The 24,370-nt window shown below is 57.1% G+C and carries 21 protein-coding genes; 15 read left to right on the top strand and 6 right to left on the bottom strand.

Annotation, left to right across the window (positions count from 1 at the left end):
• The first annotated feature begins 84 nt into the window (after positions 1-84).
• On the top strand, positions 85-1,089 hold the full coding sequence (locus FHX76_RS08595; protein WP_167149819.1) for a lipid II:glycine glycyltransferase FemX: 1,005 nt from the start codon (positions 85-87) through the stop codon (positions 1,087-1,089).
• A 45-nt stretch (positions 1,090-1,134) separates the two neighbouring features.
• Here the strand turns inward: FHX76_RS08595 and FHX76_RS08590 are convergent, their stop codons facing one another.
• Entirely contained in the window at positions 1,135-2,688 is a 1,554-nt protein-coding gene (locus tag FHX76_RS08590) for a zf-HC2 domain-containing protein (protein ID WP_167149817.1), read from the bottom strand.
• Positions 2,689-3,232: 544 nt separating this feature from the next.
• On the opposite strand from FHX76_RS08590, the gene FHX76_RS08585 reads away from it, so the two are divergent.
• The 3 genes from FHX76_RS08585 to FHX76_RS08575 all read left to right on the top strand — a co-directional run bounded on the left by FHX76_RS08585 (position 3,233) and on the right by FHX76_RS08575 (position 7,090).
• Positions 3,233-3,925 (top strand): hypothetical protein, encoded by a 693-nt coding sequence (locus tag FHX76_RS08585; protein WP_167149811.1) that lies wholly within the window; start codon positions 3,233-3,235, stop codon positions 3,923-3,925.
• 126 nt (positions 3,926-4,051) lie between these two features.
• Positions 4,052-4,705: a hypothetical protein gene (locus FHX76_RS08580; protein ID WP_167149809.1), complete on the top strand. Its 654-nt coding sequence runs from the start codon at positions 4,052-4,054 to the stop codon at positions 4,703-4,705.
• Positions 4,706-4,762: 57 nt separating this feature from the next.
• Positions 4,763-7,090: a signal peptidase I gene (locus FHX76_RS08575; protein WP_167149815.1), complete on the top strand. Its 2,328-nt coding sequence runs from the start codon at positions 4,763-4,765 to the stop codon at positions 7,088-7,090.
• A gap of 68 nt (positions 7,091-7,158) precedes the next feature.
• On the opposite strand, the gene sucD is transcribed toward FHX76_RS08575, so the two are convergent.
• Both sucD and sucC read right to left on the bottom strand, forming a co-directional pair.
• Positions 7,159-8,049 (bottom strand): succinate--CoA ligase subunit alpha, encoded by an 891-nt coding sequence (sucD, locus tag FHX76_RS08570; RefSeq protein WP_167149813.1) that lies wholly within the window; start codon positions 8,047-8,049, stop codon positions 7,159-7,161.
• A gap of 19 nt (positions 8,050-8,068) precedes the next feature.
• Positions 8,069-9,232, bottom strand: a complete 1,164-nt coding sequence (gene sucC / locus FHX76_RS08565) for an ADP-forming succinate--CoA ligase subunit beta (protein ID WP_167150457.1) — start codon at positions 9,230-9,232, stop codon at positions 8,069-8,071.
• A gap of 553 nt (positions 9,233-9,785) precedes the next feature.
• Here sucC and FHX76_RS08560 point away from each other — a divergent pair.
• From FHX76_RS08560 to purH, 8 genes are all read left to right on the top strand, one after another.
• Entirely contained in the window at positions 9,786-10,478 is a 693-nt protein-coding gene (locus FHX76_RS08560; protein ID WP_167149811.1) for a hypothetical protein, read from the top strand.
• 126 nt (positions 10,479-10,604) lie between these two features.
• Positions 10,605-11,258 carry a hypothetical protein gene (locus tag FHX76_RS08555; RefSeq protein WP_167149809.1) on the top strand — a complete coding sequence of 218 codons (654 nt, stop codon included), beginning with the start codon at positions 10,605-10,607 and terminating at the stop codon, positions 11,256-11,258.
• Positions 11,255-11,890: a hypothetical protein gene (locus tag FHX76_RS08550; protein ID WP_167149807.1), complete on the top strand. Its 636-nt coding sequence runs from the start codon at positions 11,255-11,257 to the stop codon at positions 11,888-11,890. Before FHX76_RS08555 ends, FHX76_RS08550 begins: the two co-directional genes overlap by 4 nt.
• A 55-nt stretch (positions 11,891-11,945) precedes the next feature.
• On the top strand, positions 11,946-12,629 hold the full coding sequence (locus tag FHX76_RS08545) for a hypothetical protein (RefSeq protein WP_167149805.1): 684 nt from the start codon (positions 11,946-11,948) through the stop codon (positions 12,627-12,629).
• 52 nt (positions 12,630-12,681) lie between these two features.
• Positions 12,682-13,377, top strand: coding sequence for a hypothetical protein (locus FHX76_RS08540; protein WP_167149803.1), 696 nt, complete (start codon positions 12,682-12,684; stop codon positions 13,375-13,377).
• Positions 13,378-13,516: 139 nt separating this feature from the next.
• Complete coding sequence (locus tag FHX76_RS08535) at positions 13,517-15,487, top strand: cell division protein PerM (RefSeq protein ID WP_167149801.1); 1,971 nt, start codon at positions 13,517-13,519, stop codon at positions 15,485-15,487.
• 9 nt (positions 15,488-15,496) lie between these two features.
• Positions 15,497-16,084, top strand: coding sequence for a phosphoribosylglycinamide formyltransferase (gene purN, locus FHX76_RS08530; RefSeq protein ID WP_167149799.1), 588 nt, complete (start codon positions 15,497-15,499; stop codon positions 16,082-16,084).
• A 3-nt stretch (positions 16,085-16,087) separates the two neighbouring features.
• Positions 16,088-17,680 (top strand): bifunctional phosphoribosylaminoimidazolecarboxamide formyltransferase/IMP cyclohydrolase, encoded by a 1,593-nt coding sequence (gene purH, locus FHX76_RS08525; RefSeq protein ID WP_167149797.1) that lies wholly within the window; start codon positions 16,088-16,090, stop codon positions 17,678-17,680.
• 128 nt (positions 17,681-17,808) lie between these two features.
• On the opposite strand, the gene FHX76_RS16555 is transcribed toward purH, so the two are convergent.
• Positions 17,809-18,153, bottom strand: coding sequence for an MGMT family protein (locus FHX76_RS16555; RefSeq protein WP_341777899.1), 345 nt, complete (start codon positions 18,151-18,153; stop codon positions 17,809-17,811).
• A 25-nt stretch (positions 18,154-18,178) separates the two neighbouring features.
• Positions 18,179-18,634, bottom strand: coding sequence for a GNAT family N-acetyltransferase (locus tag FHX76_RS08515; protein WP_167149793.1), 456 nt, complete (start codon positions 18,632-18,634; stop codon positions 18,179-18,181).
• Between the two features lie 242 nt (positions 18,635-18,876).
• Between FHX76_RS08515 and FHX76_RS08510 the strand changes: the two genes are divergently transcribed.
• Positions 18,877-20,091 (top strand): NADP-dependent isocitrate dehydrogenase, encoded by a 1,215-nt coding sequence (locus tag FHX76_RS08510; protein ID WP_167149791.1) that lies wholly within the window; start codon positions 18,877-18,879, stop codon positions 20,089-20,091.
• 239 nt (positions 20,092-20,330) lie between these two features.
• Here the strand turns inward: FHX76_RS08510 and FHX76_RS08505 are convergent, their stop codons facing one another.
• The gene (locus FHX76_RS08505; RefSeq protein ID WP_243848596.1) at positions 20,331-20,972 is read right to left on the bottom strand and encodes a hypothetical protein; all 642 of its coding nucleotides are present in this window, start codon (positions 20,970-20,972) and stop codon (positions 20,331-20,333) included.
• A 587-nt stretch (positions 20,973-21,559) separates the two neighbouring features.
• Between FHX76_RS08505 and FHX76_RS08495 the strand changes: the two genes are divergently transcribed.
• Both FHX76_RS08495 and FHX76_RS08490 read left to right on the top strand, forming a co-directional pair.
• On the top strand, positions 21,560-22,978 hold the full coding sequence (locus FHX76_RS08495; protein WP_243848595.1) for an ROK family transcriptional regulator: 1,419 nt from the start codon (positions 21,560-21,562) through the stop codon (positions 22,976-22,978).
• 71 nt (positions 22,979-23,049) lie between these two features.
• A complete protein-coding gene (locus FHX76_RS08490; RefSeq protein ID WP_167149787.1) occupies positions 23,050-24,357 on the top strand; it encodes an extracellular solute-binding protein in 1,308 nt (435 codons plus the stop codon).
• Positions 24,358-24,370: the final 13 nt, after the last annotated feature.

Genomic DNA, 24,370 nt, shown 5'->3' with positions numbered 1-24,370 from the left:
CCAGATGCCTGTTGGCCTTGAAGAGCTTGCCGGCTCTCGGCTGGCCAGAGGCACCTTCCCAACCTCTCCAGATAGGCTGAAGTAATGACTCTTCGCGTTGACCAGTGCACCGACCGCGTCCTGTGGGACGAAGCGGTGAACCTCCACGACGGCAACCCGCTGCAGCTTTGGGGCTGGGGACAGACCAAAGCGGAGCATAACTGGACGGTCGAACGTCTTCTCGTGCACGATGGTGACGAACTCATTGGTTCGGCCCAGGTGCTCTTCCGCTCGCTTCCTTGGCCACTCCGTTCGTTGGCTTACATCGCCCGTGGTCCGCAAACAATTCCGGGCCGTTCGTCCGATGTCTTGGCACAGGTTGAGTCGTTCGTTCGCTCTCGAGGCGCTGTTGTGCTCAGTATCGAACCCGATTGGGATGCAGATTCCGAGCCAGCGACCCGCCTCGTGGCCGACGGCTGGCGATTTACCGATAACACCATTCTCATCCCGCGCACGCTGATCCTCGATCTCAACAAATCCGAGGACGAATTACAAGCGGCTATGTCGAAGAAGACTCGACAGTACATTCGGAAGTCGGCAAAAGAGGCGCTTGAATTTCGCAGGGTGACGCGCGACGAGCTTGGCAAATGTCTTGCAGTCTATCGCCAGACCGCGGAGCGTGCACATTTCGGCATCCACGTTGACGAGTACTACTTCGACGTTTTCGATAATCTTGGGGATGCTTCTCCCGTGTTTGCAGCGTTCCAGGGCGAATCTGTTGTTGCCTTCCTGTGGCTCGCGGCGAGTGATTCGACCGCGTTTGAGTTGTACGGCGGCATGAACGACGACGGTCAGCGCTTAAAAGCAAACTACAACCTGAAGTGGACCGCGATTACGGCGATGAAGCAGCAGGGAATTACTCGCTACGACTTCAACGGCCTGCTCAACGACGGTGTCTCGCAGTTCAAATTCGGTTTTGCCGACCACGAGAACATGTTGGCTGGTACGTGGGATAAGCCTCTCAACGGTTGGTATGGCTTCTACTCGAAGGCACTCCCGTTCGCCCGCCGCACACTGAGCAAGCTGCGCGGTCTCCTCAAAGGCAAATAACCGCCGCGTTTTTGCGAGGGTTGCCCGAAGCGCTCAACTTTGCAGTTAGAGTGGTTTCGTTTCGCCGGTGTCGCGTCGACGTCGAATGAGCGCGTAGCCGAGCAACAGAAGGCCAAGGCCGATTGTGACAAAGCTGGTGACGGATTGCCCCGTGAGAGTAAGTCCTTGGCCTCCATCACGGTCTGCACCGGGCGGATTTGTGCCAGGACGATCGCTCGGTGGCTGATGCTTCTGCGGGGGAGGATTTGTTTCGTCATCGATATCCGGCAACGTCGCCTCTGAGCTGAATCGGAAGTCCATGTTCGCCGAGAGTGATTGGTCGCTGTCGGATAGCGGACGAGACAGCTCTCCGGAAACGCTCACTGATTCATTCGGGTTGATTGTGGAAACCTTGACGGAGTGCCCCAAGGCCTCAGCGATCGGCAGGTTTGAGACAATTTCTCCGCTGTCGGACTTGAGCGTGAGGTACAGAGTCTCGTCGCTGTCGCTTTGCTCGACGCCGCGTATCTCGAGGAATATTGGAAGTTCGTAAGTGGATGTCACGTTTTGGGCGCTCATGCTCCAAGCCTCGGTTTTGCCGGGGAGCGGAGTGTCTAGCTGAGTGAGTTCTGGAGTCACTGCGAGCAGTTTGTCCGGAACTTCGGGCACCGAGTATGGCGCCGCGCGCTGCTGCGGCCGGGTTTCTTCTGTGGCAGGAACTGGAGCCGGATTGATTGTTGGCTCCGCTGTGGCTTGGGCTGACGCCGAAGCCGTTGGGGCAGGCTGCTCGAGCGCCGTTGACTGCTCGCCTTGCGAAGTGGCAATCATGACAATGCCCGCTGTGACGAGGGCCGCGCCGACACCGCCAATGAGCAGCTTCTGTGCAAGCAGCGACATCGCTGCGGCTTTGGCTGATGTTCCCCCGGAGATCATGGAAGTAGCGAGGAGTCCGCTTGCGCCGACCGGAGCCCAGATGATGATTGGGATGCGCTGGATGCTGGCCGCTTCATCTGTGAGTTCGGAGAGAACTCGGGTGCAACGCTCACACTGTTCAAGGTGAGCGTGGAGCTTGCGGCGGTGCGACTCAGGCGCCGACCCGAGAACGTATCGGGATAGCAGCTCGGAAGTGTCTTTGCATGCGGGATCTGAGGTCGACTCTGAATACAATTTCAGGTAATTTTCGCGGAAGGTCTGCTTCGCCCGGTGAAACCTCGTGCGCGTGTTGTTGACCTGGTAGCCGAGCGCGTCGGCCGTTTCTTGTGCCGAGCGCTGTTGGACCAGCAGCATCCAGACGATTTTCTGATCTATTGGCTGGAGCATCGTAAAGGCAGCCCCGACGAGCGTCTTTTCGAGCTTTTCCGTGGCCGTATCAATGAACGGAGTGGATACCTCAACGTAATCCTGTTCAACGGATACGGTTGGGGATTTGTCGTTCCAAATCTTGAAGAGCTGCCGTTTTGCGATAGTGAAGAGATAGCTTTTGGGATTCGTATGCGGTTCTTTACCCGCCAGCGATTGAGTGAGATAGATCTCGAAAGTTTGCGCGACAATGTCCTCGGCCTCGTCCCACGAAGCACCGAGTTTCTTGAGGTAGTTGCGCAACTCGGGAGATTCAGACAAAAAGAGCAGTTCAACTCTTGCGTATACGGAATCCCCTGAGCCCCTTGACTGCGCATTTAACGCTTTGGACTCTAACATATACGAAGAGTCTCACCCCGGTCGCAGGAATTTGTCAAGTCCAAAGGGAAATTGTGTGCAAATTATCCACAAAGGCTACATTTGGGGTGTTGTGTATTTCTGTGTGTCTAACTCCGTGGGTTGACAAGCGTCACTGCATCCGATGTTTTGTGTCATTTTCTCTTTGAATTGCACAATTTGAATGGAGCTTGGTGTACTGTGCAGATTGAGAAAGCACTAAGTGTTTGTTTGGGGAAATGAACACGCACGCTGCGGCACGCTTCAGTGGGATGAAGTCGCTCATGGAAGCAAGGAAAAAATCTTTTTACTTTCATGTAATGCTTGAAGCTTTCGGGGCACAAATGCAATGTGCACCGATTCTAGGGGTGCGTTCTGTTGGGGGGAACTTTTCCCGACAGTTGTGTCTGTTGCGCTCTGGCGCAGGAGGCACACTCACACAGCTACATACGAAAGGGATTTGGTCGTCATGACTGAAATTCAAACTAAGACCAAGGGTCGTAAGCGCGTTATTATCGCTGCTGGTGCTCTTCTGGGTATTGCAGCACTTGCGACGTCTGCTGCGTTTAACGACTTCGCGAACTTGAATCTTGGCGAAAACGGTATTGGTAATGACAGTGCCGGTGGTCCTGACAAGTCATTTAACATTCAGGTCGCGACGTTTGATGCGGTCACTGGTTTGCCTGTGACTGCGCCGGCTCCTGCTAACTATGTTTGGCAGGAAGCTGACAGCGTTGCCGGTGAGGATGTGCCAATTCCTGGTGCAGACACGCTCGTTCCTGGCGGCACCGTTACTACAAACATTCCTTACCGTAACTGGAGTAGTAGCTTCAAAGCTGCCGTAACTCTCGACCTGGTGGATCACTGGGATGCTTCGGAGCACCCTGTTGGCACGAAGCCAACGAGCGCCAGCGCTGACGCGGCTCTTCTTTACACCATCGTTCAGCACCCCGCTGTCGGAAGCCCAACGACGTTGGCAACGAACAAGAAGATGTCGGAGCTTACGCAGATGAACCTTGGTCTCCTCGACCTCGAGGAGCAGGGCAAGCTTGTTGTCACGATCAAGATGGTTGACCACGGTAGTGATGCCGCCAACGAGATCCTCAAGGATGTCATTGCCCACCCACAGGCACAGTTCAAGGGTGTTTCGGTTGCGCCGTAACGCTTAATCGATTGGGGGGAAAGGCTGCCGCTCCGGTAGTTGGTTGCTTTTCCCCTCGTCTCGGTAGCTGCATGTGACGTTTCTGTCACAGGCATCTTCATTCACTCAGCAATAAGGATTGACCATATGTCTGCAACGAAGGACAAAACCGGTAATAGGAGATTTCTCCTTGCCAGCGGCGTTCTGCTGGGCTGTGTGCTGTTGACGACGGCTGCAGCTTTCACTGACTACGGTGACAGTGTTGTGGAGTTTGATGGTGCAAATAATCGTTATGACTTGCAAGTGGCCGGTTCATTATTGAACGGATGGGAGCCGGTTGAGGCCGATTGGGCTCAAGGGAGATCAGACCTGGGTCTTGAGTATCAGTCCCTTGAAGATGGTTATCAGATTGATTTTGCAAAAGAAGGTAAGAGTCGGGCGGTAGGGCCTGGTATGAAGATTGACTTTCGTATTGCGGTGAAGAATAACAGCCCTAGGGTTGGTTCTTCATTGGTTATGGAGATCCTTGACCCTGATCCGTTGGGTGAGACGAAGGACGCATCTTCGGGAAGCTTTCTTGAGTTGTTTGATCAGCTTGAGTTCACGGTGAAAGATTCGGGAACTGTCTTGTATAACAACGTGCCGGCGTCTGATTTGACGACGATGGTTTGGGATACGCAGATTAGTCCGGGGGATTACAAAATGCTTGATGTGACTATTAGTGTTCCTGACGACGTTGACAATCGTTGGATCGTGGCTAAGACGAATGTTGAGTTTCGTTTTCAGGGAGAAAACACATGATCGAGCAAGAAGTGAGTCGCACCAACTCGGGCTTTAACATGATTGACGGTGGGGGCAATGAATAGCAAATATTACCACTTGGTTAGATCAGCAACTCTGAGTGTTGCGGCAATTATCGGTGCTTTTTGTATCGTTGTTTTTCTGCTTGCAATGGTGTTTGGTGTCAAACCGCTCAACGTGATTTCTGGTTCAATGGAACCAGCCATCCCTACTGGTTCTATGGTTTTCTCAAAATACCAGCCGGCATCTGAGATCAAAAAAGGCCAAATCATCACGGTCAACCGTAACGTTGGCGAGGGCACTATTACTCACCGAGTAGTTGATATTAAGCCGACCGATGCCAAAGGTATCTATGATGTCTACCTCAAAGGTGATGCAAACGATAACGCGGATCCAGATCCCTACCGTATACCGCAGGCTCAGGTATATATGTTCCATGTTGCCGTTCTGGGTCACGTAGCCTCACTCGTGCAAACGCAGTTCGGCATCAGTCTCGCGGTTCTCCTCGGAGCAGTTCTTCTTCTCTTCTTTATTTTCCCCGGCGGCTACAAAAAAGTGACAACAGAAGGAAGCGAGTCTGACGTGTCAACTGTATCCAGCGGTAACCAAGCTGCGTTCCCCGTAAATACACCTCCCGCCGTGGTACCGGCAGAGAAAATCAATCCGCTCCAGCGGCTGGCCACTGCGGCTAAGGGGTTCTTCGCGACAAAACCGAAAGAAGCGAAGGCGCTCGCGACGTCTTCGCCTGAAAGCGAAACTCCAAAAGTACTTCACCCAGGCCAGGTGGGGGCCACTGTTCGTGCCAACGACGCTATGCAAGGTCTTCCGAGCGCTGGCCCGTCTATCGTCACACCAGAACCGACGATAACAGTGGCCAATTCATGGGTTGAATCAACGCCTGTGCCGGACTACTCGCAAACCACTGCAATGGCATCTGCTGCTGCCTTTCCCGAGCCTTACCATGATGCCGGTATTGGGCAGACAGCTCCCGAACGGTCGTCAAACGATTCCTCGCTGTCGATTCAAGCGGTCTCAGATCCAGAGGTTTTGGTGCAGCATGACAATCGAGCCGCGTATCGGCAGTTCGACGCCATCCCGCCTCGGTCACCGCAACTGAACCAATTCAACGGTGGAATATCGACTTCGTATTCACCCGATATCGCGGCGGTTCCTCAGCAGCAGGCCAGTTTTGCCCCGAGCAACGGGCAACTGAATGAATCCGCACCAAGAGTGACGGATCCAGCTACGTTTGCTGCGAAGGCACTTGCCGCGGCCCAAGCGCTGCAGCAAGCTCAGGCTCACGTGAAGGCAATTGCCGAGGCGCAATCAGCCGCCGAAGCTCAAGCTCGTATCGAGGCAGAAGCCGCGGCCCAAGCGAAAGCCGCCGCTGAGGCTATTGCTCAGGCGCGTGCGGTAGCACAGGCCCGCGCCGCCGCGGAAGAACATCTTCGTCAAGAAGCGATCGCGCGCATGGAAGCGGAGGCGAGAGAGCACGCTGCCGCAGAACAACGTCGTCAGCAACAAGAAATGCTTGCTCGTGCAGAAGCCGAGGCCCAAGAACGCGCCCGTATTGCAGCTGCTGAACAAGCCCAGCTTGCTGCTGAGGCTCAGGCAGCAGCAGAGCGTCAGGCCGTTCAATACCGTGCGGCCGAACACGCTGCTCGGGTTGCTGCCGAAGCTCAGGCAACCGCTGAGGCCCAAGCGGAAGCCGCTCGATTCGCTGTCGCCCAAGCCGAATCCGCTCAGTTCGCTGCAAATGCTGCGGCCCAGGCCGCGGCATCGCAGCACTTTGCGCCGCACTCGCAGCCATTTTCGCAGAGTGGTCAACCATTCGAATACCGTCCATACTTACCAGCCGCCACGCCGTACTCAACAGCACCCGTGGTCGATCCGTATGCTGGCTCGTCTTCGGACGAGCGATCGGGCATTGCCATGAATGCAGTCAACGCTCGACCAACGGTGCCGGCTGCATATGTGCATGCGCCCAGCGGCCAGTACGTTCAGCCAGCGCCGATGACCAACAGCCTGTTTCATCCGGCATCCGTGAGCGCACCACAGCCTCAGGTGCCGGATGCGCCTTCAGCGACGGTCTATCAGCCAGCTGTGTTGCCAGACCAGAACACCCAAGAACCGGTGGTCCCCGCAACCGTTTCGGTTCCGTTCGTTCAAACAAATTCAGGCGTACCGACTCCTGAATCGGTAACCGTCCCAAGGTCCGAGGCAGACATTTATCCTGAGCCGGCAAAAGCAAGCTCACACGCGGGGGCCCAGTACGGGCAGAATATGCCGTTTTCGAGTATTCACACTCACACCGACAGTATCTCTGTCGGCGAGACGAGCGTGAGTGCCGTTCAACGAAGTGGCCGTCACGGTCGACTTCGCTAACCATCATCGTCTAACAACAAAGCGCCGCTTTCCAGTTGAACTGGAAAGCGGCGCTTTGTGTGTAGCGACTACAGAGCTGCATAGACCTCACGGAGCAGACGGGCTGCCTCGCTTGGAGTCTTACCAACCTTGACGCCGGCAGCCTCAAGGGCTTCCTTCTTCGCCTGGGCGGTTCCAGCAGAACCCGACACAATTGCGCCAGCGTGGCCCATGGTCTTGCCCTCTGGGGCGGTGAATCCAGCGACGTAACCAACAACAGGCTTAGTGACATTTGCCTTGATGAACTCGGCAGCACGCTCCTCAGCGTCACCACCGATCTCACCGATCATGACGATTGCCTTGGTCTCGGGGTCAGCCTCGAACGCGGCAAGCGCGTCGATGTGCGTCGTGCCGATGATTGGGTCTCCGCCGATTCCGATTGCCGTCGAGAATCCAAGGTCACGCAGTTCAAACATCATCTGGTACGTGAGCGTGCCCGACTTTGAGACGAGACCGATTGGTCCCTTGCCCGTGATGTTGTTTGGGGTAATGCCAACGAGTGACTCGCCTGGCGTGATGATTCCAGGGCAGTTGGGCCCGATGATGCGGGTCTTGTTGCCCTTTTCCTGTGCGTAGGCCCAGAACTCAGCCGAGTCCTGAACGGGAACGCCTTCGGTGATAATGACGAGCAGCGGAATCTCAGCGTCGATGGCCTCGATAACAGCGTCCTTGGTGAATGCGGGTGGTACAAACGCAATCGACACGTCGGCGCCGGTTTCTTTGATAGCCTCAGCGACCGATCCAAAAACGGGGAGCTCTACACCGCCGTCGTGGGTGACCGTGGTGCCGGCCTTGCGGGCGTTGACCCCACCGACCACATTGGTGCCAGCTTTGAGCATGAGCGCCGTGTGCTTTGTGCCTTCGCCGCCAGTGATTCCCTGGACGATGACTTTAGAGTCTTTGTTGAGAAAAATAGACATATGTCTCGGGTCCTTTTACTTACTTGGCGGCCAGAGCAGCGGCCTTGTCGGCGCCGTCGTCCATCGAGGTGGCCAGGGTGATGAGCGGGTGGTTGGCAGCTGCCAGGATGGCACGGCCTTCGTCCACCTTGTTGCCGTCGAGACGAACAACGAGCGGCTTGGTAGCAGCATCGCCGAGAATTTTGAGAGCCTGTACGATTCCGTTCGCAACAGCGTCACACGCTGTGATGCCGCCGAAGACGTTTACAAAAACGCTCTTCACCTGTGAGTCGCCGAGGATAACGTCAAGGCCATTTGCCATGACCTCTGCGGATGCTCCACCGCCGATGTCGAGGAAGTTGGCTGGCTTGACGTTGCCGTGGTTCTCGCCGGCGTATGCCACAACGTCAAGCGTCGACATGACGAGCCCTGCGCCGTTTCCGATAATGCCAACTTCGCCATCCAGCTTGACGTAGTTGAGATCGGCTTTTTTCGCCTTCGCTTCAAGTGGGTCAGCGGCAGCTTCGTCCTCGAGCGCTTCGTGGCCCGGGTGACGGAAGGCAGCGTTCTCGTCAAGGGATACCTTGCCATCGAGTGCGATGATGTCGCCTTCTTCGGTGAGGACGAGCGGGTTTACCTCAACGAGGGTCGCATCCTCGCCGGTGTAAACCGTGTAAAGCTTCTCGATGACCGGGGCAACCTTGTCGATAAGGTCCTCAGGGAACTTAGCGGCAACGGCAATCTCACGAGCCTTTGCAAGATCGATGCCGGAATTCGGGTTGATCTCGATGCGAGCAAGTGCCTCAGGGCGTTCAACAGCAAGCTGTTCGATTTCCATGCCACCTTCGAAGCTGGTGAGTGACAGGTAGGAACGGTTTGCTCGGTCAAGCAGTACAGAGAAGTAGAACTCTTGGGCGATACGAGCGCCGCCGGCAACCATGACGCGCTTGACGACGTGGCCCTTGATGTCGAGACCAAGAATGGCCTTGGCCACTTCGTAGGCTTCGTCAGGGTTCTTAGCGACCTTGACGCCGCCTGCTTTGCCTCGGCCTCCGACCTTTACTTGCGCCTTGACGACCACAACGCCGCCGAGCTTTTCAGCAGCGGCACGCACCTCGTCGGGGGTGTCAGCGATGATGCCGGGAAGTACTGGCACCTCGTAACTCTCAAATAGGTCTCGTGCCTGGTACTCGTAAAGATCCACGCTCATCCAATCCGTGATCTCGCGCTCCGCACAACAATGGGTGCGGCAGCGCACTAATAAGTTGGGAATGCGGCGCCATCCCGACGAAAGTCAGAACACGCTAACCGCATAACCACCCTACTCCCTTCAGCGCCCGTTAGAAGTGCAGCTGGAGGAGTACAAAGCTAACGTTCAGCCGAAATGGCAAAAAGAGTGCTTTTTGTTGACGGCCTGATAGAGCTCACAGACTCCCCTCAGGGTTGGTTTATACCTTTATATATAAGCAGGTGTTTTTTTGGGGAATTATTCACTCGCTTCATTGGCTATTGTTTCACGCTTGAAGCAACATGCTTAGGGGAAGAACTCGGCATCTTTGATGAGACACGCGGGCAATTCAGAAAGCTCTCAAATAATTTTGAACAGTTTGTGTAACGTTCCTTTGCTCTCGTGTACTAACTGATAGCACCGCCTCTGGTGCGCGCAAACTTGCAAATACGACTCCGCGTCTGTCTGGATGGGGAATTCAGGTGCTGCACGTTTTGTACTCATCACTAACGAAAGGGATTTGGTCGTCATGACTGAAATTCAAACTAAGACCAAGGGTCGTAAGCGCGTTATTATCGCTGCTGGTGCTCTTCTGGGTATTGCAGCACTTGCGACGTCTGCTGCGTTTAACGACTTCGCGAACTTGAATCTTGGCGAAAACGGTATTGGTAATGACAGTGCCGGTGGTCCTGACAAGTCATTTAACATTCAGGTCGCGACGTTTGATGCGGTCACTGGTTTGCCTGTGACTGCGCCGGCTCCTGCTAACTATGTTTGGCAGGAAGCTGACAGCGTTGCCGGTGAGGATGTGCCAATTCCTGGTGCAGACACGCTCGTTCCTGGCGGCACCGTTACTACAAACATTCCTTACCGTAACTGGAGTAGTAGCTTCAAAGCTGCCGTAACTCTCGACCTGGTGGATCACTGGGATGCTTCGGAGCACCCTGTTGGCACGAAGCCAACGAGCGCCAGCGCTGACGCGGCTCTTCTTTACACCATCGTTCAGCACCCCGCTGTCGGAAGCCCAACGACGTTGGCAACGAACAAGAAGATGTCGGAGCTTACGCAGATGAACCTTGGTCTCCTCGACCTCGAGGAGCAGGGCAAGCTTGTTGTCACGATCAAGATGGTTGACCACGGTAGTGATGCCGCCAACGAGATCCTCAAGGATGTCATTGCCCACCCACAGGCACAGTTCAAGGGTGTTTCGGTTGCGCCGTAACGCTTAATCGATTGGGGGGAAAGGCTGCCGCTCCGGTAGTTGGTTGCTTTTCCCCTCGTCTCGGTAGCTGCATGTGACGTTTCTGTCACAGGCATCTTCATTCACTCAGCAATAAGGATTGACCATATGTCTGCAACGAAGGACAAAACCGGTAATAGGAGATTTCTCCTTGCCAGCGGCGTTCTGCTGGGCTGTGTGCTGTTGACGACGGCTGCAGCTTTCACTGACTACGGTGACAGTGTTGTGGAGTTTGATGGTGCAAATAATCGTTATGACTTGCAAGTGGCCGGTTCATTATTGAACGGATGGGAGCCGGTTGAGGCCGATTGGGCTCAAGGGAGATCAGACCTGGGTCTTGAGTATCAGTCCCTTGAAGATGGTTATCAGATTGATTTTGCAAAAGAAGGTAAGAGTCGGGCGGTAGGGCCTGGTATGAAGATTGACTTTCGTATTGCGGTGAAGAATAACAGCCCTAGGGTTGGTTCTTCATTGGTTATGGAGATCCTTGACCCTGATCCGTTGGGTGAGACGAAGGACGCATCTTCGGGAAGCTTTCTTGAGTTGTTTGATCAGCTTGAGTTCACGGTGAAAGATTCGGGAACTGTCTTGTATAACAACGTGCCGGCGTCTGATTTGACGACGATGGTTTGGGATACGCAGATTAGTCCGGGGGATTACAAAATGCTTGATGTGACTATTAGTGTTCCTGACGACGTTGACAATCGTTGGATCGTGGCTAAGACGAATGTTGAGTTTCGTTTTCAGGGAGAAAACACATGAAGTTGCTCGCAAAGAGCTTGTTAGGGCTTACGGTGTCTTCCGTCATCGTGTTTTCTGGGGCAGCTGCAGCATCGGCTGTTGAGCGAGACCTCATTGATGTTCCCACTGGTAACGTGAGCGTTTCAGTTCCTGCCCCAGGACATGACGAGCAGTGGGGCATGACGGTTAACAACCTCACAGACAGCGAGCTTCCCGTTGGACTCAAAGTCACGGGTGATGCCACCTCGCCGATCTTTAGCGGTGATGCTCAACTGAGTGTCCGCCTCGTCGACTCCGCCGGTAAAGAAATTATGACAAATACGAATGCTTCAGAATTGCTTGATAAGACGTTCACGCTGCCAAGCCTTGGAGCAAAGGGAACCTACTCGCTTGTAGGAACTGCGTCATTGCCGGTCACCGCCGGCAACGAATATCAGCTCCAAGGATCAGCAATTACGTTCCGTTTTACGACGGAGCTGGATGATGCGGTTGTACCGCCCCTTCTTCCCCCCGCCGAAGTACCAAGGCCAAATGCCCCAAGCCCGCTCACGCTCACAGGTACCGAACTTGCCACATATCTTGTGCTTGCAGGGACACTTATGTTCTTCGGATACCTGCTTCTTCGTCGCCGGAGAGAGACGGTAGTCGCGTGACTGAAATGCTCTCTTGTAATCGATCAATAGTCAGTCCAAAGGTGGAGGACCAGCCATGAAAAAGCCCTTCAAACTTCCAAAAACAGGTAGAAAACGGTTCATCCTCGCCATTGGATCACTCATCGGCGTTGGCATTCTTGCCACATCTGCCGCATTCACCGATAACGCATACTTGAACCTCGGCGGAGCTGCCGGCCTCGGAGACGCGAGCCCTTACAGCATTGCGCTTGTGGACGCTTCAAACAAGGTCGTCCAAGCCAAGCCGCTTGCTGGTAACAAGGCCGCCGCAGTCAACTGGCCAATTACTAATGCCGACAAGATGGTTCCTGGCTCGACCGTCAGCACGGCCATTACGGTCTTCAACAACTCCAAAAACGCGGACTCAACCCTGAAAGTAACCGTTGGCAAGCTCAACGGCGATGGCAAAGTTGGCACTGCGCCAAATATCACCCAATTCCTGAGGTTCACGGCGACGGCCAAAATTGGCGCGGGTGCGGATATCCCCCTGTTCACAAACGCAACGGCCGAGACCGCAACGGCAAACTTGGGAGCAAGCAACATTCTCAATGCCAGAGGCATCGTCGCCCAGCAAGACGGAGCAACCTATATTCCCGGTGGTGTTCCCACAAGCAAGGCCGTCGTAACGCTCACAATTACCTACCTCGACGTGCCGGAAACGGTGAACTACAACGGAGGACAGTCCGGACTCCAGCTGATCTTTGACGGTACAACCACCTAGATCAAATGTGTCGCAAAAGTCGTCGTCCTCCTCAGATCAGAAAGCCGTAAACATGGGTACCACCAGACGTAAGTCAGTCGGAAGAAAGCGCCTTGTCCTTGCGCTTGGTGCTGCCGTAGCCCTGACCGTCTTAGTCACGTCCGCGGCATTCTCCGACTTCGCCAACCTCAACCTTGGCGCAAAGGATAAAGGGATCGCTGCCGGAAAATTCAACATCCAGGTTGGGTCAATCAGCGTTCCTCCCGGTGCCACCGAGGGCGGCGTGGACACAAAGGCATGCAGCGCTGGGCAAGAATTTGTGGACTGGATAGAAGCCGACCAAAAGGTCGGCGTAGACCTCTATCAGTACTACAATAAATTCGAGCCGGGCGGTCCAGACCAAGAGGTGTACCTCTGTTTTCGAGTGGACCCAGCTTCAGATTTCAAAGGAAACGTGAAAGCGACCATCCAAGACATCGACGGCAAAGCTACCCACCCAGATCTGAAATCAGTAGTTCAATACAAAATCGACTACGCTGACCCCTCAAACGTCGGAACGTATTACACCAACATGAACTGGCAAACAAAACTGCCATTTACGACACAGTCCGCCATGACTATCGTGAACCTCGACACCGTCGAGAGTGGCGAAATGGGATTTGTTCGCGTGTTCATCCGTTTCCCTGATCAAGGGGCGAACAACAACTCGTTCCAAACGAAGCAAGCCTTCCCCCAACTCGTCTTCTACGGTGAATCAGTGGAAAACTAAAGAAACTCCAACAATGGCCTGGACCGCTCTACGCGTTCCAGGCCATTGTTCTGAGACGACTCGCCTCAGTCAACGGCGCAGCTCGAGGCAGGCGGGTCGAAGCCGATCCCCAGGCGAACTCCGGTAATCTCATAACCACATGAAACGCATCATCACGGCAATCGTTGTCGCCATAGAAGCAGTCGGAGTACTCGCCGCAGGACTCGGCGTCACACTCATCCCGCTTGTACTGCTCTGGATGATCGAATACCAACTCGGATTCCCCTTCGCCACCGTCATCGGCCTCTCAGCATCAGCCTGGCTGCTTGGCAACAAAGTACCCCTGAACCTCACCGTCGATGCCGACACCATGCAAACGCTCGGAGCAGGGACCGACAGCCTCAACTTCGTGATAAGCCTTGCCCCGCTGGGAATTACGCTCATCACCGTCCTCGCCGGAATCGCGCTCGGAAAGCGGGCCTCCGCCTCAAGCACACCAGTGGTTGGTCTCACTACCGGCATCCTCGTGTACCTCGGGGGAGCGTGGCTGATCGGATCCCAACTCGTCAAGGGTTTTGTGTCCGTCGAGCCGGCTCACTACCTCCTCTACCCAGCGCTCATCTACGGTCTCAGCGCGATAGGCGGTTTTGTCTACGCCTCCGCCCGAGACCGCACCCCTCGCTTTGAACGAGCCCTCGAACGGCTCGAACGCTGGCGAAGCTGGGCCACCGGGCCATCCGTTCGAACGCTCCTCACCGGGTTGCGACTTGGCGCAGTCGTAGCGATTGGCGTATACGGAGCAGCCGCAGCGATACTCGCGTTGATACTCATCGTTGGCTATGCCGATATTGTCAGCCTCAGCCAATCCCTGCACGTCGATGTGATGGGGGCCATTACACTTACCATCGCTCAGGCTGCGCTCATCCCGAACCTCATCGCCTGGACCGTTTCCTGGCTGCTCGGCCCCGGCTTTGCCCTTGGTATTGGCAGCACCATAAGCCCAGTGGCTACAGACGTCGGACCGGTGCCAGCCCTTCCCATCTTTGGTGTACTCCCGGAAGGGGCACACACCTGGGGCCTGCTCGGTACGCTCATCCCGATTTTGCTTGCGTTCATCTTGAGCTACCGCATGTACGGAACACTTCGACGAAACTGGAGTGCATCAGTGCCGCTTGGTGCGCTCCTCGTGAGCGCTCTTGGGGCGGCAGGATCGAGCGCAATCATGCTTGGCGGCGTTGCCTGGCTGTCGAGTGGCGCGATTGGGCCAGCTCGGCTGCAAGAGGTTGGTCCAAACGGACTTGCCGTTGGGCTCTGGGCAGCGTTGTTTGTTGGTGCGGCCAGCCTCATCGGGTTCGCAGTAGCCGGTGCCGGCCAGAAATCACTCGCGCTCGGCATTGACCTCGACCGTGCAACCACGTCGCTCACCGGGCTCAGAACGCTCGTCGTGGGTCAGCGAGAAAACGAACTGGCTCAGCCGGATGTTGACGGTAGCGGTGACGGTGACGGTGGCGCTGGCGCTGGCGCTGGCGCTGACGGTGACCCGTGCGGGCGCGGGCACGGACATAGCGACGTCTTCGTTGACGCGGGCCGCGACGAACACGATGCCCAACAGAACCGAACCCAGGAGGAGACAGCGAACCTCAACGGCCTCCGTCATGCGGGCGATTTGGGCGACGACGCGGAACAGCCTGCGCTGCCGAAAAAAGTATCGGCGCTAGCCGCCTCACTGCGAGACAAGTTCAAGACAAAAGAAACTCGAATCTCAACCGTCGTCGGGGGCGAATCGAGTGCGTCAAGGAACGAGACGGCTGACGTCTACGATCACGACCAGGTCTCCTCTCGCCTAGGGCAGGAGGGATCAGAGAATCAGCAGCTCGACGATTCGGCCAATGAATTGTCGAAGGCCCAGGTATCCCGCGAAGCCGAAGCCGAAGCCGAAGCCGATCCCGACATGACCGACGACTACTCAAATCTTCACTCCACCGGTGAAGACGCTCATGAAACTACCGGCCACACGCCAGCCACGAGCGCCGATCAGGACGGCCTGACTTCCGCCGAAGAGTTGGACTCAGACAAAGAGATCACCCTTGATGGTGCCCTAGACGAATATCGCTGGCCCGAACGAGAGTAAGATTTGAGGGTGCTCACCCTTGTCGTGCTGATATCTGGCAGCGGATCGAACCTCCGCGCCATCCTTGAGGCATCCTCGCGTCCTGATACACCCGTTACCGTTGTCGCCGTCGGTGCAGACAACGAAGCAGACGGGCTTGCCCACGCTGAAGAATTTGGCGTGCCGTTCTTCATCGTAGATCCGAAGGCATTTGCCTCTCGGGACGAGTGGGGCGAGGAGCTCCTGAATCAAATCCAGGTGTGGAACGCTGACCTTGTGGTGAGCGCCGGCTTCATGCGAATCCTTCCTGCCGGAGTTGTCTCAGCGCTCACACCCAACCTCATCAACACCCACCCCGCGTTGCTGCCGCTCTATCCAGGGGCATACGCCGTGCGAGACGCACTCGCTGCCGGCGCAACCGAAACGGGTGCAACGGTGCACATCATCGACGAGGGCGTAGATACCGGCCCCGTCATTCGCCAAACCACGGTTGTGGTTGAAGCCGGCGACACAGAATCCACCCTTCACGAACGAATCAAGACGGTTGAGCGAGACATGCTCGTCGCCACGATTCGCGACATCGCAACCGGACAGATCAGCCTCAAGGAGCTCAGCTAAGCAATGGTCAGCATCAATCACGACCCCAGTCAGTATGAACATCGCGACATTGTGCCTGTGAAGCGCGCCCTCATCTCGGTGAGCGACAAAACGGGCTTGCTCGAACTCGCGGCCGCACTCAGCGCTGCCGGCGTTGAGATTGTCTCAACTGGTTCGACCGCCTCGACCATCCGGGATGCAGGGCACAGTGTGACCGATGTGAGCTCGGTCACCGGCTTCCCCGAGTCGCTCGACGGTCGAGTCAAGACGCTGCACCCTGGAGTACACGCGGGGCTGCTCGCCGACCTCCGGCTGAAGCCGCACCGCGAGCAGCTGACCGAGCTCGGTATTGAGGCCTTTGACCTCGCAGTTGTCAACCTGTATCCGTTCCGCGAGACCGTGGCATCGGGCGCCGAGCCAGCCGCTGTGATCGAGAACATCGACATTGGCGGCCCCGCGCTCGTTCGGGCTTCGGCCAAGAACCACGCCAACGTTGCCATTGTGGTTTCGCCTGCCCGATACGACGAGGTTATTTCGGCGATTGCTTCGGGCGGGACAACGCTCGCCCAGCGCACCGACCTCGCCGCGGAGGCCTTTGCCCACACCGCCGCGTATGACACGGCGGTTGCTGGTTGGTTCAGCTCTCAGAAGGATGCGGCCGCTGCGGCCCCAACGCTTGCTGTCAATGCCGAACTGGTTTCCGAGCTGCGCTACGGCGAGAACTCGCACCAGAACGCAGCGCTCTACGCCACGCCAACGGGTGCCGGAATTGCCCAGGCCTCCCTGCTGCACGGCAAAGAAATGTCGTACAACAACTATGTTGATGCCGACGCCGCGCTGCGTGCCGCCTTCGACTTTGATACGCCAGCCGTGGCCATCATCAAGCATGCGAATCCCTGCGGTATCGCCGTCGCGGCACCGGGTGCAGTCGATCCCATTGCCTCGGCCCACCAGCGCGCGCACGAGTGCGACCCGGTATCCGCATACGGTGGAGTTATCGCCGCCAACCGGCCGGTAACCCTGGAGATGGCGAATACCGTGAAGGATATCTTCACCGAGGTACTCGTCGCGCCGTCCTTCGACGCTGACGCCCTCGAAGTACTCAAGACCAAAAAGAACCTACGCCTACTGCAGCTTCCAGAAGGCTTCGTGCGGGAGGCTCTGGAGATTCGCCAGGTGTCCGGCGGTTTTCTTGCCCAGACAACTGACGTCGTTTCGTCTCGTGCTGACGTGCCTTGGACGCTCGTAACCGGTGACGAGCCGGATGCTGCCGTGCTTGCCGACCTTGAGTTCGCCTGGACTGCGTGCCGAGCGGTGAAGTCAAACGGCATCCTGCTCGCGAGCGGGGGAGCCTCAGTCGGTGTTGGCATGGGCCAGGTCAACCGTGTTGATTCCTGCCACCTCGCCGTGGACCGTGCTGGCGATCGTGCCGCTGGAGCGGTTGCGGCATCCGATGCGTTCTTCCCCTTCGCCGATGGGCTTCAGGTGCTGCTGGACGCAGGAGTCCGCGCTGTTGTGCAGCCAGGTGGCTCCGTTCGTGATGAGGAAGTCATCGCTGCCGCCCGAGCTGCGGGCGTCGCGATGTACTTCACGGGCGAGCGCCACTTCTTCCACTAGGAAGTCATCGCTTGGTCGGGCCTTCCCAATATGGGAGGGTCCGATCGTCGTTCAGGCTGGAGTTTGCGTGCGGGGAGTCGCAGAGCAAACCCGTTGGAGCGAACCGGCCTCGCTTGGCAAAGCGCTCCTCACGGGCGAAGCTGAGCCAACCTCATATTGACCCGAACTCGGCCGGATGCGGTCGGAAGTAGGGGAGTCCCCTCGGCCTCGTAGTGTTCGAGTGCCCTTTCGTCGTGACCTTCGGGCGCGTATCCATCTGATCGGATGACCCGCCACCATGGAACGGTGCTGCCGTAGTACGCCATGATCTTGCCAACCTGGCGGGCCGCACGTGAACCGAGTGAAGCAGCCACGCCTCCGTAGCTCATCACATGCCCCTCAGGGATTTGGGAAACAACATCAAGGACAGCGGCAATAAAATCGTCGCTGGTCTGCTCATCCGTTGATGCTGACGGCTGTTGGGCTTCTGCCACGAAACGTGTTTTCTTTGTGGGGAGCTTAAGAAAGCTCGAGCGCGCCAATGACCTCGCCATAGGTGGTCTCACCGATGGGGGTGAAGCCTACGCGGAGGAAGAATTCTTCTGGGCCGTCGTCGCCACGTTCCCACAGGACAGTGAGTCGATCAAAACCCCTACGCTTTGCCTCATCGCAGAGCTGCTGCAGTGCGAACTTGCCAACGCCTTTGCCCTGAGTGCCGGCGTCTACGTTGATACGCCAAAGGCAGCAACGGAACTCTTCTTGAACGGCATCCGGATCGAAGTTGCCGTGGATGAACCCAACAACCTGATCTTCGAGCATGACAACGCGCTGCCATGCGTGGGCAGGATCGCTCACCGCGGCGGCCGTTGCGTACGAAACGGGAACAATAAATTGCTCTTGGCCAGGCTTGAGCGTGAGCGCGTTTACGGCAACGATCGTTGCGGCAGACAGTTCTTCAATCCGTAGCTCACTCATAACGTAAGGGTAGTCCAGAAGCGCTCGGAGCGGCCAGCGCTTTAGAGAGTTTCGACAGCAACGTGAACGAAAATACCCAACTCATCCGGACGGGAATGGAGTCGGTGCAAGGGGTCTAGTAGACTAAGCGAGGCTTTTGAGCCCAGACAATCCGCTCGCGTCTCAGGACCGTTCACGTAACCGTTGAGCGATCGATCACATTTCACCCCCTGATTCAGGCGCGACCAAATAACGGGAGTTTCATGTCCAAGATCAAGGTTGAAGGCACCGTCGTTGAACTCGATGGCGACGAGATGACACGTATCATCTGGCAGTTCATCAAAGACTCACTTATCCACCCGTACCTCGACATTAACCTCGAGTACTACGACCTCGGCATCCAGAAGCGCGACGAGACCGACGACCAGATCACGATCGACGCTGCTCACGCGATCCAGAAGCACGGCGTTGGCGTCAAGTGCGCAACGATCACGCCCGACGAGGCGCGCGTTGAGGAATTCGGTCTGAAGAAGATGTGGAAGTCGCCAAACGGCACCATCCGCAACATCCTCGGCGGTGTTATTTTCCGCGAGCCGATCATTATCTCGAACATCCCTCGCCTCGTTCCCGGCTGGAACAAACCGATCATCGTAGGCCGCCACGCCTTCGGCGACCAGTACCGTGCCACCGACTTCCGCTTCAAGGGACCGGGAAAGCTCACGGTTGAGTTTGCTCCAGAAGACGGCTCGGAGCCGATGAAGTTTGAGGTCTACCAGGCGCCGTCAGACGGTATCGCTCAGGTACAGTACAACCTCGACTCGTCGATCCGCGACTTCGCTCGCGCGTCGCTCAACTATGGTCTCAACCGTAACTACCCCGTATACCTGTCGACCAAGAACACGATCCTCAAGGCATACGACGGACGCTTCAAGGACATCTTCCAAGAGATCTTCGATGCTGAGTTCAAAGAGCAGTTCGACGCTGCCGGCCTCACCTACGAGCACCGCCTCATCGACGACATGGTCGCTTCGGCCATGAAGTGGGAGGGCGGATACGTCTGGGCCTGCAAGAACTACGACGGCGATGTTCAGTCCGATACCGTTGCTCAGGGCTTCGGCTCGCTTGGTCTCATGACCTCCGTTCTGGCTACTCCAGACGGAAAGGTTGTTGAGGCGGAGGCAGCTCACGGAACCGTGACCCGTCACTACCGTCAGCACCAGCAGGGCAAGCCAACGTCGACCAACCCGATTGCGTCGATCTACGCGTGGACCCGTGGCCTCATCCACCGTGGAAAGCTGGACAACAACCAGGAGCTTATCGACTTCGCTAACACCCTCGAAGATGTTGTCATCAAGACGGTTGAGAGCGGCAAGATGACCAAGGACCTCGCGCTGCTGGTTGGACCTGACCAGGCCTACCAGACCACCGAGGAATTCCTGCAGACGCTGTCGGATAACCTCAAGGCGCGTTTGGCGTAGTCTGACTGTTTTTCTTGAAAGAGGGCGAGTGGTGCTTCGGCGCCGCTCGTCCTCTTTTTTTGTGGTGCTATTTGTTGGTTTGGTTGGGCGTGGGAGTGGTGTGGGTGGGGCTGATGGTGGTGCGGGTGAGGGGCGCTGATGCTGATGCTGATGCTGATGCGGGCGCGGGCGCGGGCGTGGGTGGGGGCAAGACTGCAGGAGTTGATGCTGTTGATGCCGGCGACTGAGCAAATTGCTGCCTAACCCCGGGGGATGCCTGCATTTGCCAAGAGGCGCGCAAAAGCAACGTCGTTATTGAGGATCGAAGTAGTCCAACGAATGAACCCGCTGCAGTGCTTTCGTAACTCGTCCTCGCGGCGTTTTTCCCTGAAAACGACTTCCTCGGGTGGCAAATCTGTGATTCCGGCATTCCGCCGGTACTTCAATTTGCCGTCGAATTCGCCAATGATGCGTCGCTCTGGCCACCAGAAATCGACCCGGTAGGGGAGACCCTCAAAACGGTGCTGGAGGACCGGTGCAGCAAACCCAAGATGCGCGATTCGGGCCCTGCTGCGTGACTCGCCAACGCTCTCCGAAAGGCCATCCGCAAAATTGATTGCGTACGCCGCAGCTCGACGTCCGTGTTTGCCGGCACCGAGGTGCCGTAGCGTGTCGAGAAGCAACTGCTTGCTTAGTCCTGTCGCCGCTGGGTAGCTGTCTCGGAAACGTCTGCTCAGCGCATGATCGAGCGCTGCTACGGCATCTCCGGTTGGCCGTGAGCGGGCAACATCCACCAGCGTTCGCTCAAGCGAGGTGACTGATAAGCCTGCGTGGAGTGTTGCCTTAGGATCATTTGGATCTCGGTGAAGATGGAGGTCAGTATATTTTTCAGTGCCTCCCACCGACTCATCCAGTGCATGAACCTTGTTGCCCAGACGGTTGCTGATTGGTAATCCAAGAACGGCTGCCGCCGAGATGTGGGAAAACGTTAGCGGACGCGCAATGTGCCTGGCCGCTGCGTGGACCCGAGTGACGTGCTGCTGCTCAGGGCTGAGATTTTGCCAGCCTTGAGCACTCGCGTACACGCCTCGGCGAAGACGTACGAGCTTGCCCGACCGGGCCAAAGCCGAGAGCTCATTTCGTGATCGCTGAAGCTTGGTGGCTTGGGACGCGAAAAGAAGGGGGACTGGAGTGTGCATCACCCCATGCTGACACCATGGCGCCCGATACAGCTCGCTGGGCTGCGATTTGTGGACACGTTCGTGGTTGGGACGCGGTGGACAACTATTTCGGCGTATTTTTGCCGGTTGGGCGTATCTTGCAAGATACGCCCAACCGGCAAAAATACGCCGAAACGGAAGGTGGGGTGGGGTGGAGTGGGACGCTGGGGTTGTGGGGATCGCATAGGAATGTTGCGAGGAGGTAACGGTTTTTGGTTAAACCGGCCAAGGGGTTGTGTTTAATTAGTTCGTAAGGTTTACTAACAAACATGAATCAGGGTTTGGAGCGAGGTCGCTCCCCACAGAGCGCAGCAGCAGCCGTTGTTGACGGCCGCCGTTCGAGCCGGGCACTTCGTCCCAGCGTGAAGGTGTTGCCTGAGCACGCTCGTGGTCACAACCGCTCCCTGGTATTGCAGCAGTTATTCGGGGCAGCAAACCCCGCGCCGGTAGATGACGTTGCCGCCGTCTCGGGGCTTGGAGGAAGGCCACCCTCCGCGGGTGTCGCGCAATCCGCCGCCCGAACAACATCTGAGCTCACAAGCACCGAGTCCAACGGAACCGATCTTGGCGCAACGGCCGCAGCATCAGCTGCCGCCTCGGACGGAGCTGGCACCGCATCCACGGCCCCAACGCTCACCACTCTTGCCAGCACCCAACAGTCAGGCCTGAGCCGCGCCGACATCGCGCGCCAGACGGGTCTCACTCGAGTGACCGTTTCCGACCTCGTTGCCGAGATGGTGGCTGAGGGGCTCGTGAACGAGCTTGGCCAGCGCGAGGACGCGCGTCCTGGCAAGCCAGCAACGTTGCTCGAACTGAACCTCAACGCGTTCCACATCATCGGTGCGGACCTGTCCGACACCACCACGTTCAAGGTTGCGCTGCTTGACCTGAGTGGCGCCGTGCTTGTCCGGCGCGAAACGAAACTCAACGGGGCAAACGGCGACGAGGCCGTGAGTATCCTGCTCGACCTCATCGAGGGTCTCCTCGCGGAGGCTACCTGCCCCATCCTCGGAATTGGCGTTGGTACCCCAGGAATTGTCGACCTCGACGGGGTTGTGCACAACGCGCCAAATCTTCGTTGGGTTGACCTTCCGCTCCAGAGCATCCTGAGCGCCCGCTTTGACGTTCCAGTGACGGTTGCGAACGACGCGAATGCCGCGGTTCTTGCCGAGCACAGCTACGGAAAAACGGCCAACGACATTATCCTCATGCAGATTGGCGCCGGTGTTGGTGCCGGGCTCATCATCGACGGAAGCCAAGTCTTCGGTGGTGGCTTTGCCGCCGGCGAGATCGGGCACGTTGTTGTTGGCACCGACGGCGGGCCGCAGTGCGCGTGTGGCAAGAGCGGATGCCTAGAAGCCTGGGTTTCCGTGCCGAACCTGACCGGCCAGCTTGCCTCGGTATCCGGTAGCGAAGACCAGCGTCAGGTGCTGGTGAACGCGGGGGAGCGGTTGGGAATCGCCCTCGCCCCGGTCGTTGGCATGCTCAACCTCTCGGAGATTGTGCTGAGCGGCCCACACGAATTGATTGGCGGAGATTTTGCGGAATCTGCGACCAACACCATACGTCAGCGGACGATGACCAATGTTCACGGTGATCTGACGCTGCGAATGACCGCACTCGCGCAAGACATTGTCTTGCGCGGCGCGGCCGTTCTTGTCCTGTCTGGACAGCTCGGGGTCTCTTAGCGGAAAAACCCGAGACCGGAACGGTCGAACGATCGTTTCCGTACCACCAAGAATATCTAAAGGATCGCATCATGAAGAAGAAACTAGGAGTACTGGCCCTTCTGACGGCCTCAGCCCTGGCTCTGACCAGTTGTGCAAGCGGCGGAGCAGATGATTCCGCAAGCGGCGACTCAAAGGGTGAAAACATTACCCTCTGGGTCATGGGTGGAGACACCCCTGACGAACTGCGCGACTACCTGAAATCTGAGTACAAAGCGACCAACGGCGGTACGCTCAAGATTGAAGAGCAGGACTGGACGGATGCCGTTGCCAAGCTGACAACAGCCCTCCCTGACAAGGCAAACACACCAGACGTTGTGGAGATCGGAAACACCTGGTCGCCCACATTCAGCACGGCTGGCGCATTCACCGACCTGAGCGACATGTACGAGGAGCTTGGCGGCGACAAGCTGCTGCAGTCGTTCGTTGAGGTTGGCGAGGTTGACGGCGCTCAGTACGCACTGCCCTACTACTTCGGTTCGCGCTACAACTTCTACCGCAAGGACATCTGGGAAGCCGCAGGCAAGACCGTTCCCACAACGCTTGAGGAATTCAACTCGACTGTCGCATCGCTGCGCACCGACGCCCAGTCAGGTTTCTACCTCGGTGGTAGCGACTGGCGCAATGCCGTTTCATGGGTATTCGCCAACGACGGTGAACTGGCAAAGAAGGAAGGCGACGAGTGGGTCTCCACCCTCTCTGACCCCAACACGATTGCTGGGCTTGAGCAGTTCCAGACGCTCTTCAAGAACGCCTCGAACGCGCCAGCCACCGAAGACGACAGCACCCCGTGGATCAACATTAACGACAACGCAGCAACCGGTCAGCCGGAAGCCGCAACCATCATCGCACCGGGTTGGGCTCACAACTCGATCGGTGACCCGGTAAAGGTCAAGGACCCCGACACCGGCGAAGAGACCGACGGTGTTGAGTGGAACGACGACAAGTTCGGCATCTTTGTCCTCCCCGGCGTTGACGGCGGAGCGGCTCCGGTATTCGCCGGTGGATCCAACATCGCCATCTCGGCAGCAAGCTCGAAGCAGGACGGTGCAAAGGACCTCATGCGCATCATCTTCTCGCCTGAGTACCAGAAGATGCTCGGTGAGAATGGTCTTGGACCGGCCAACCTTGACTACGCAGACTCGCTCGGTGACGACCAGTTTGCCAAGGCACTCGTCGAGTCGGCAGAGCACTCGAAGCTGACCCCCGCCGCACCAGGCTGGGCAGCCGTTGAGGGAGCGAAGCTTCCAGAGGAGTTCTTCGGAAAGGTAGCGGCCGGTGGAGACATCCCCGCACTTGCCAAGGAGTACGACGAGAAGATCTCGGCGCTCCTGAACTAACGCAGGACACTCG

This window comes from Lysinibacter cavernae, from assembly GCF_011758565.1.
Taxonomy (GTDB): domain Bacteria; phylum Actinomycetota; class Actinomycetes; order Actinomycetales; family Microbacteriaceae; genus Lysinibacter; species Lysinibacter cavernae.
This window is presented reverse-complemented; position numbering and strand designations above follow the sequence as displayed.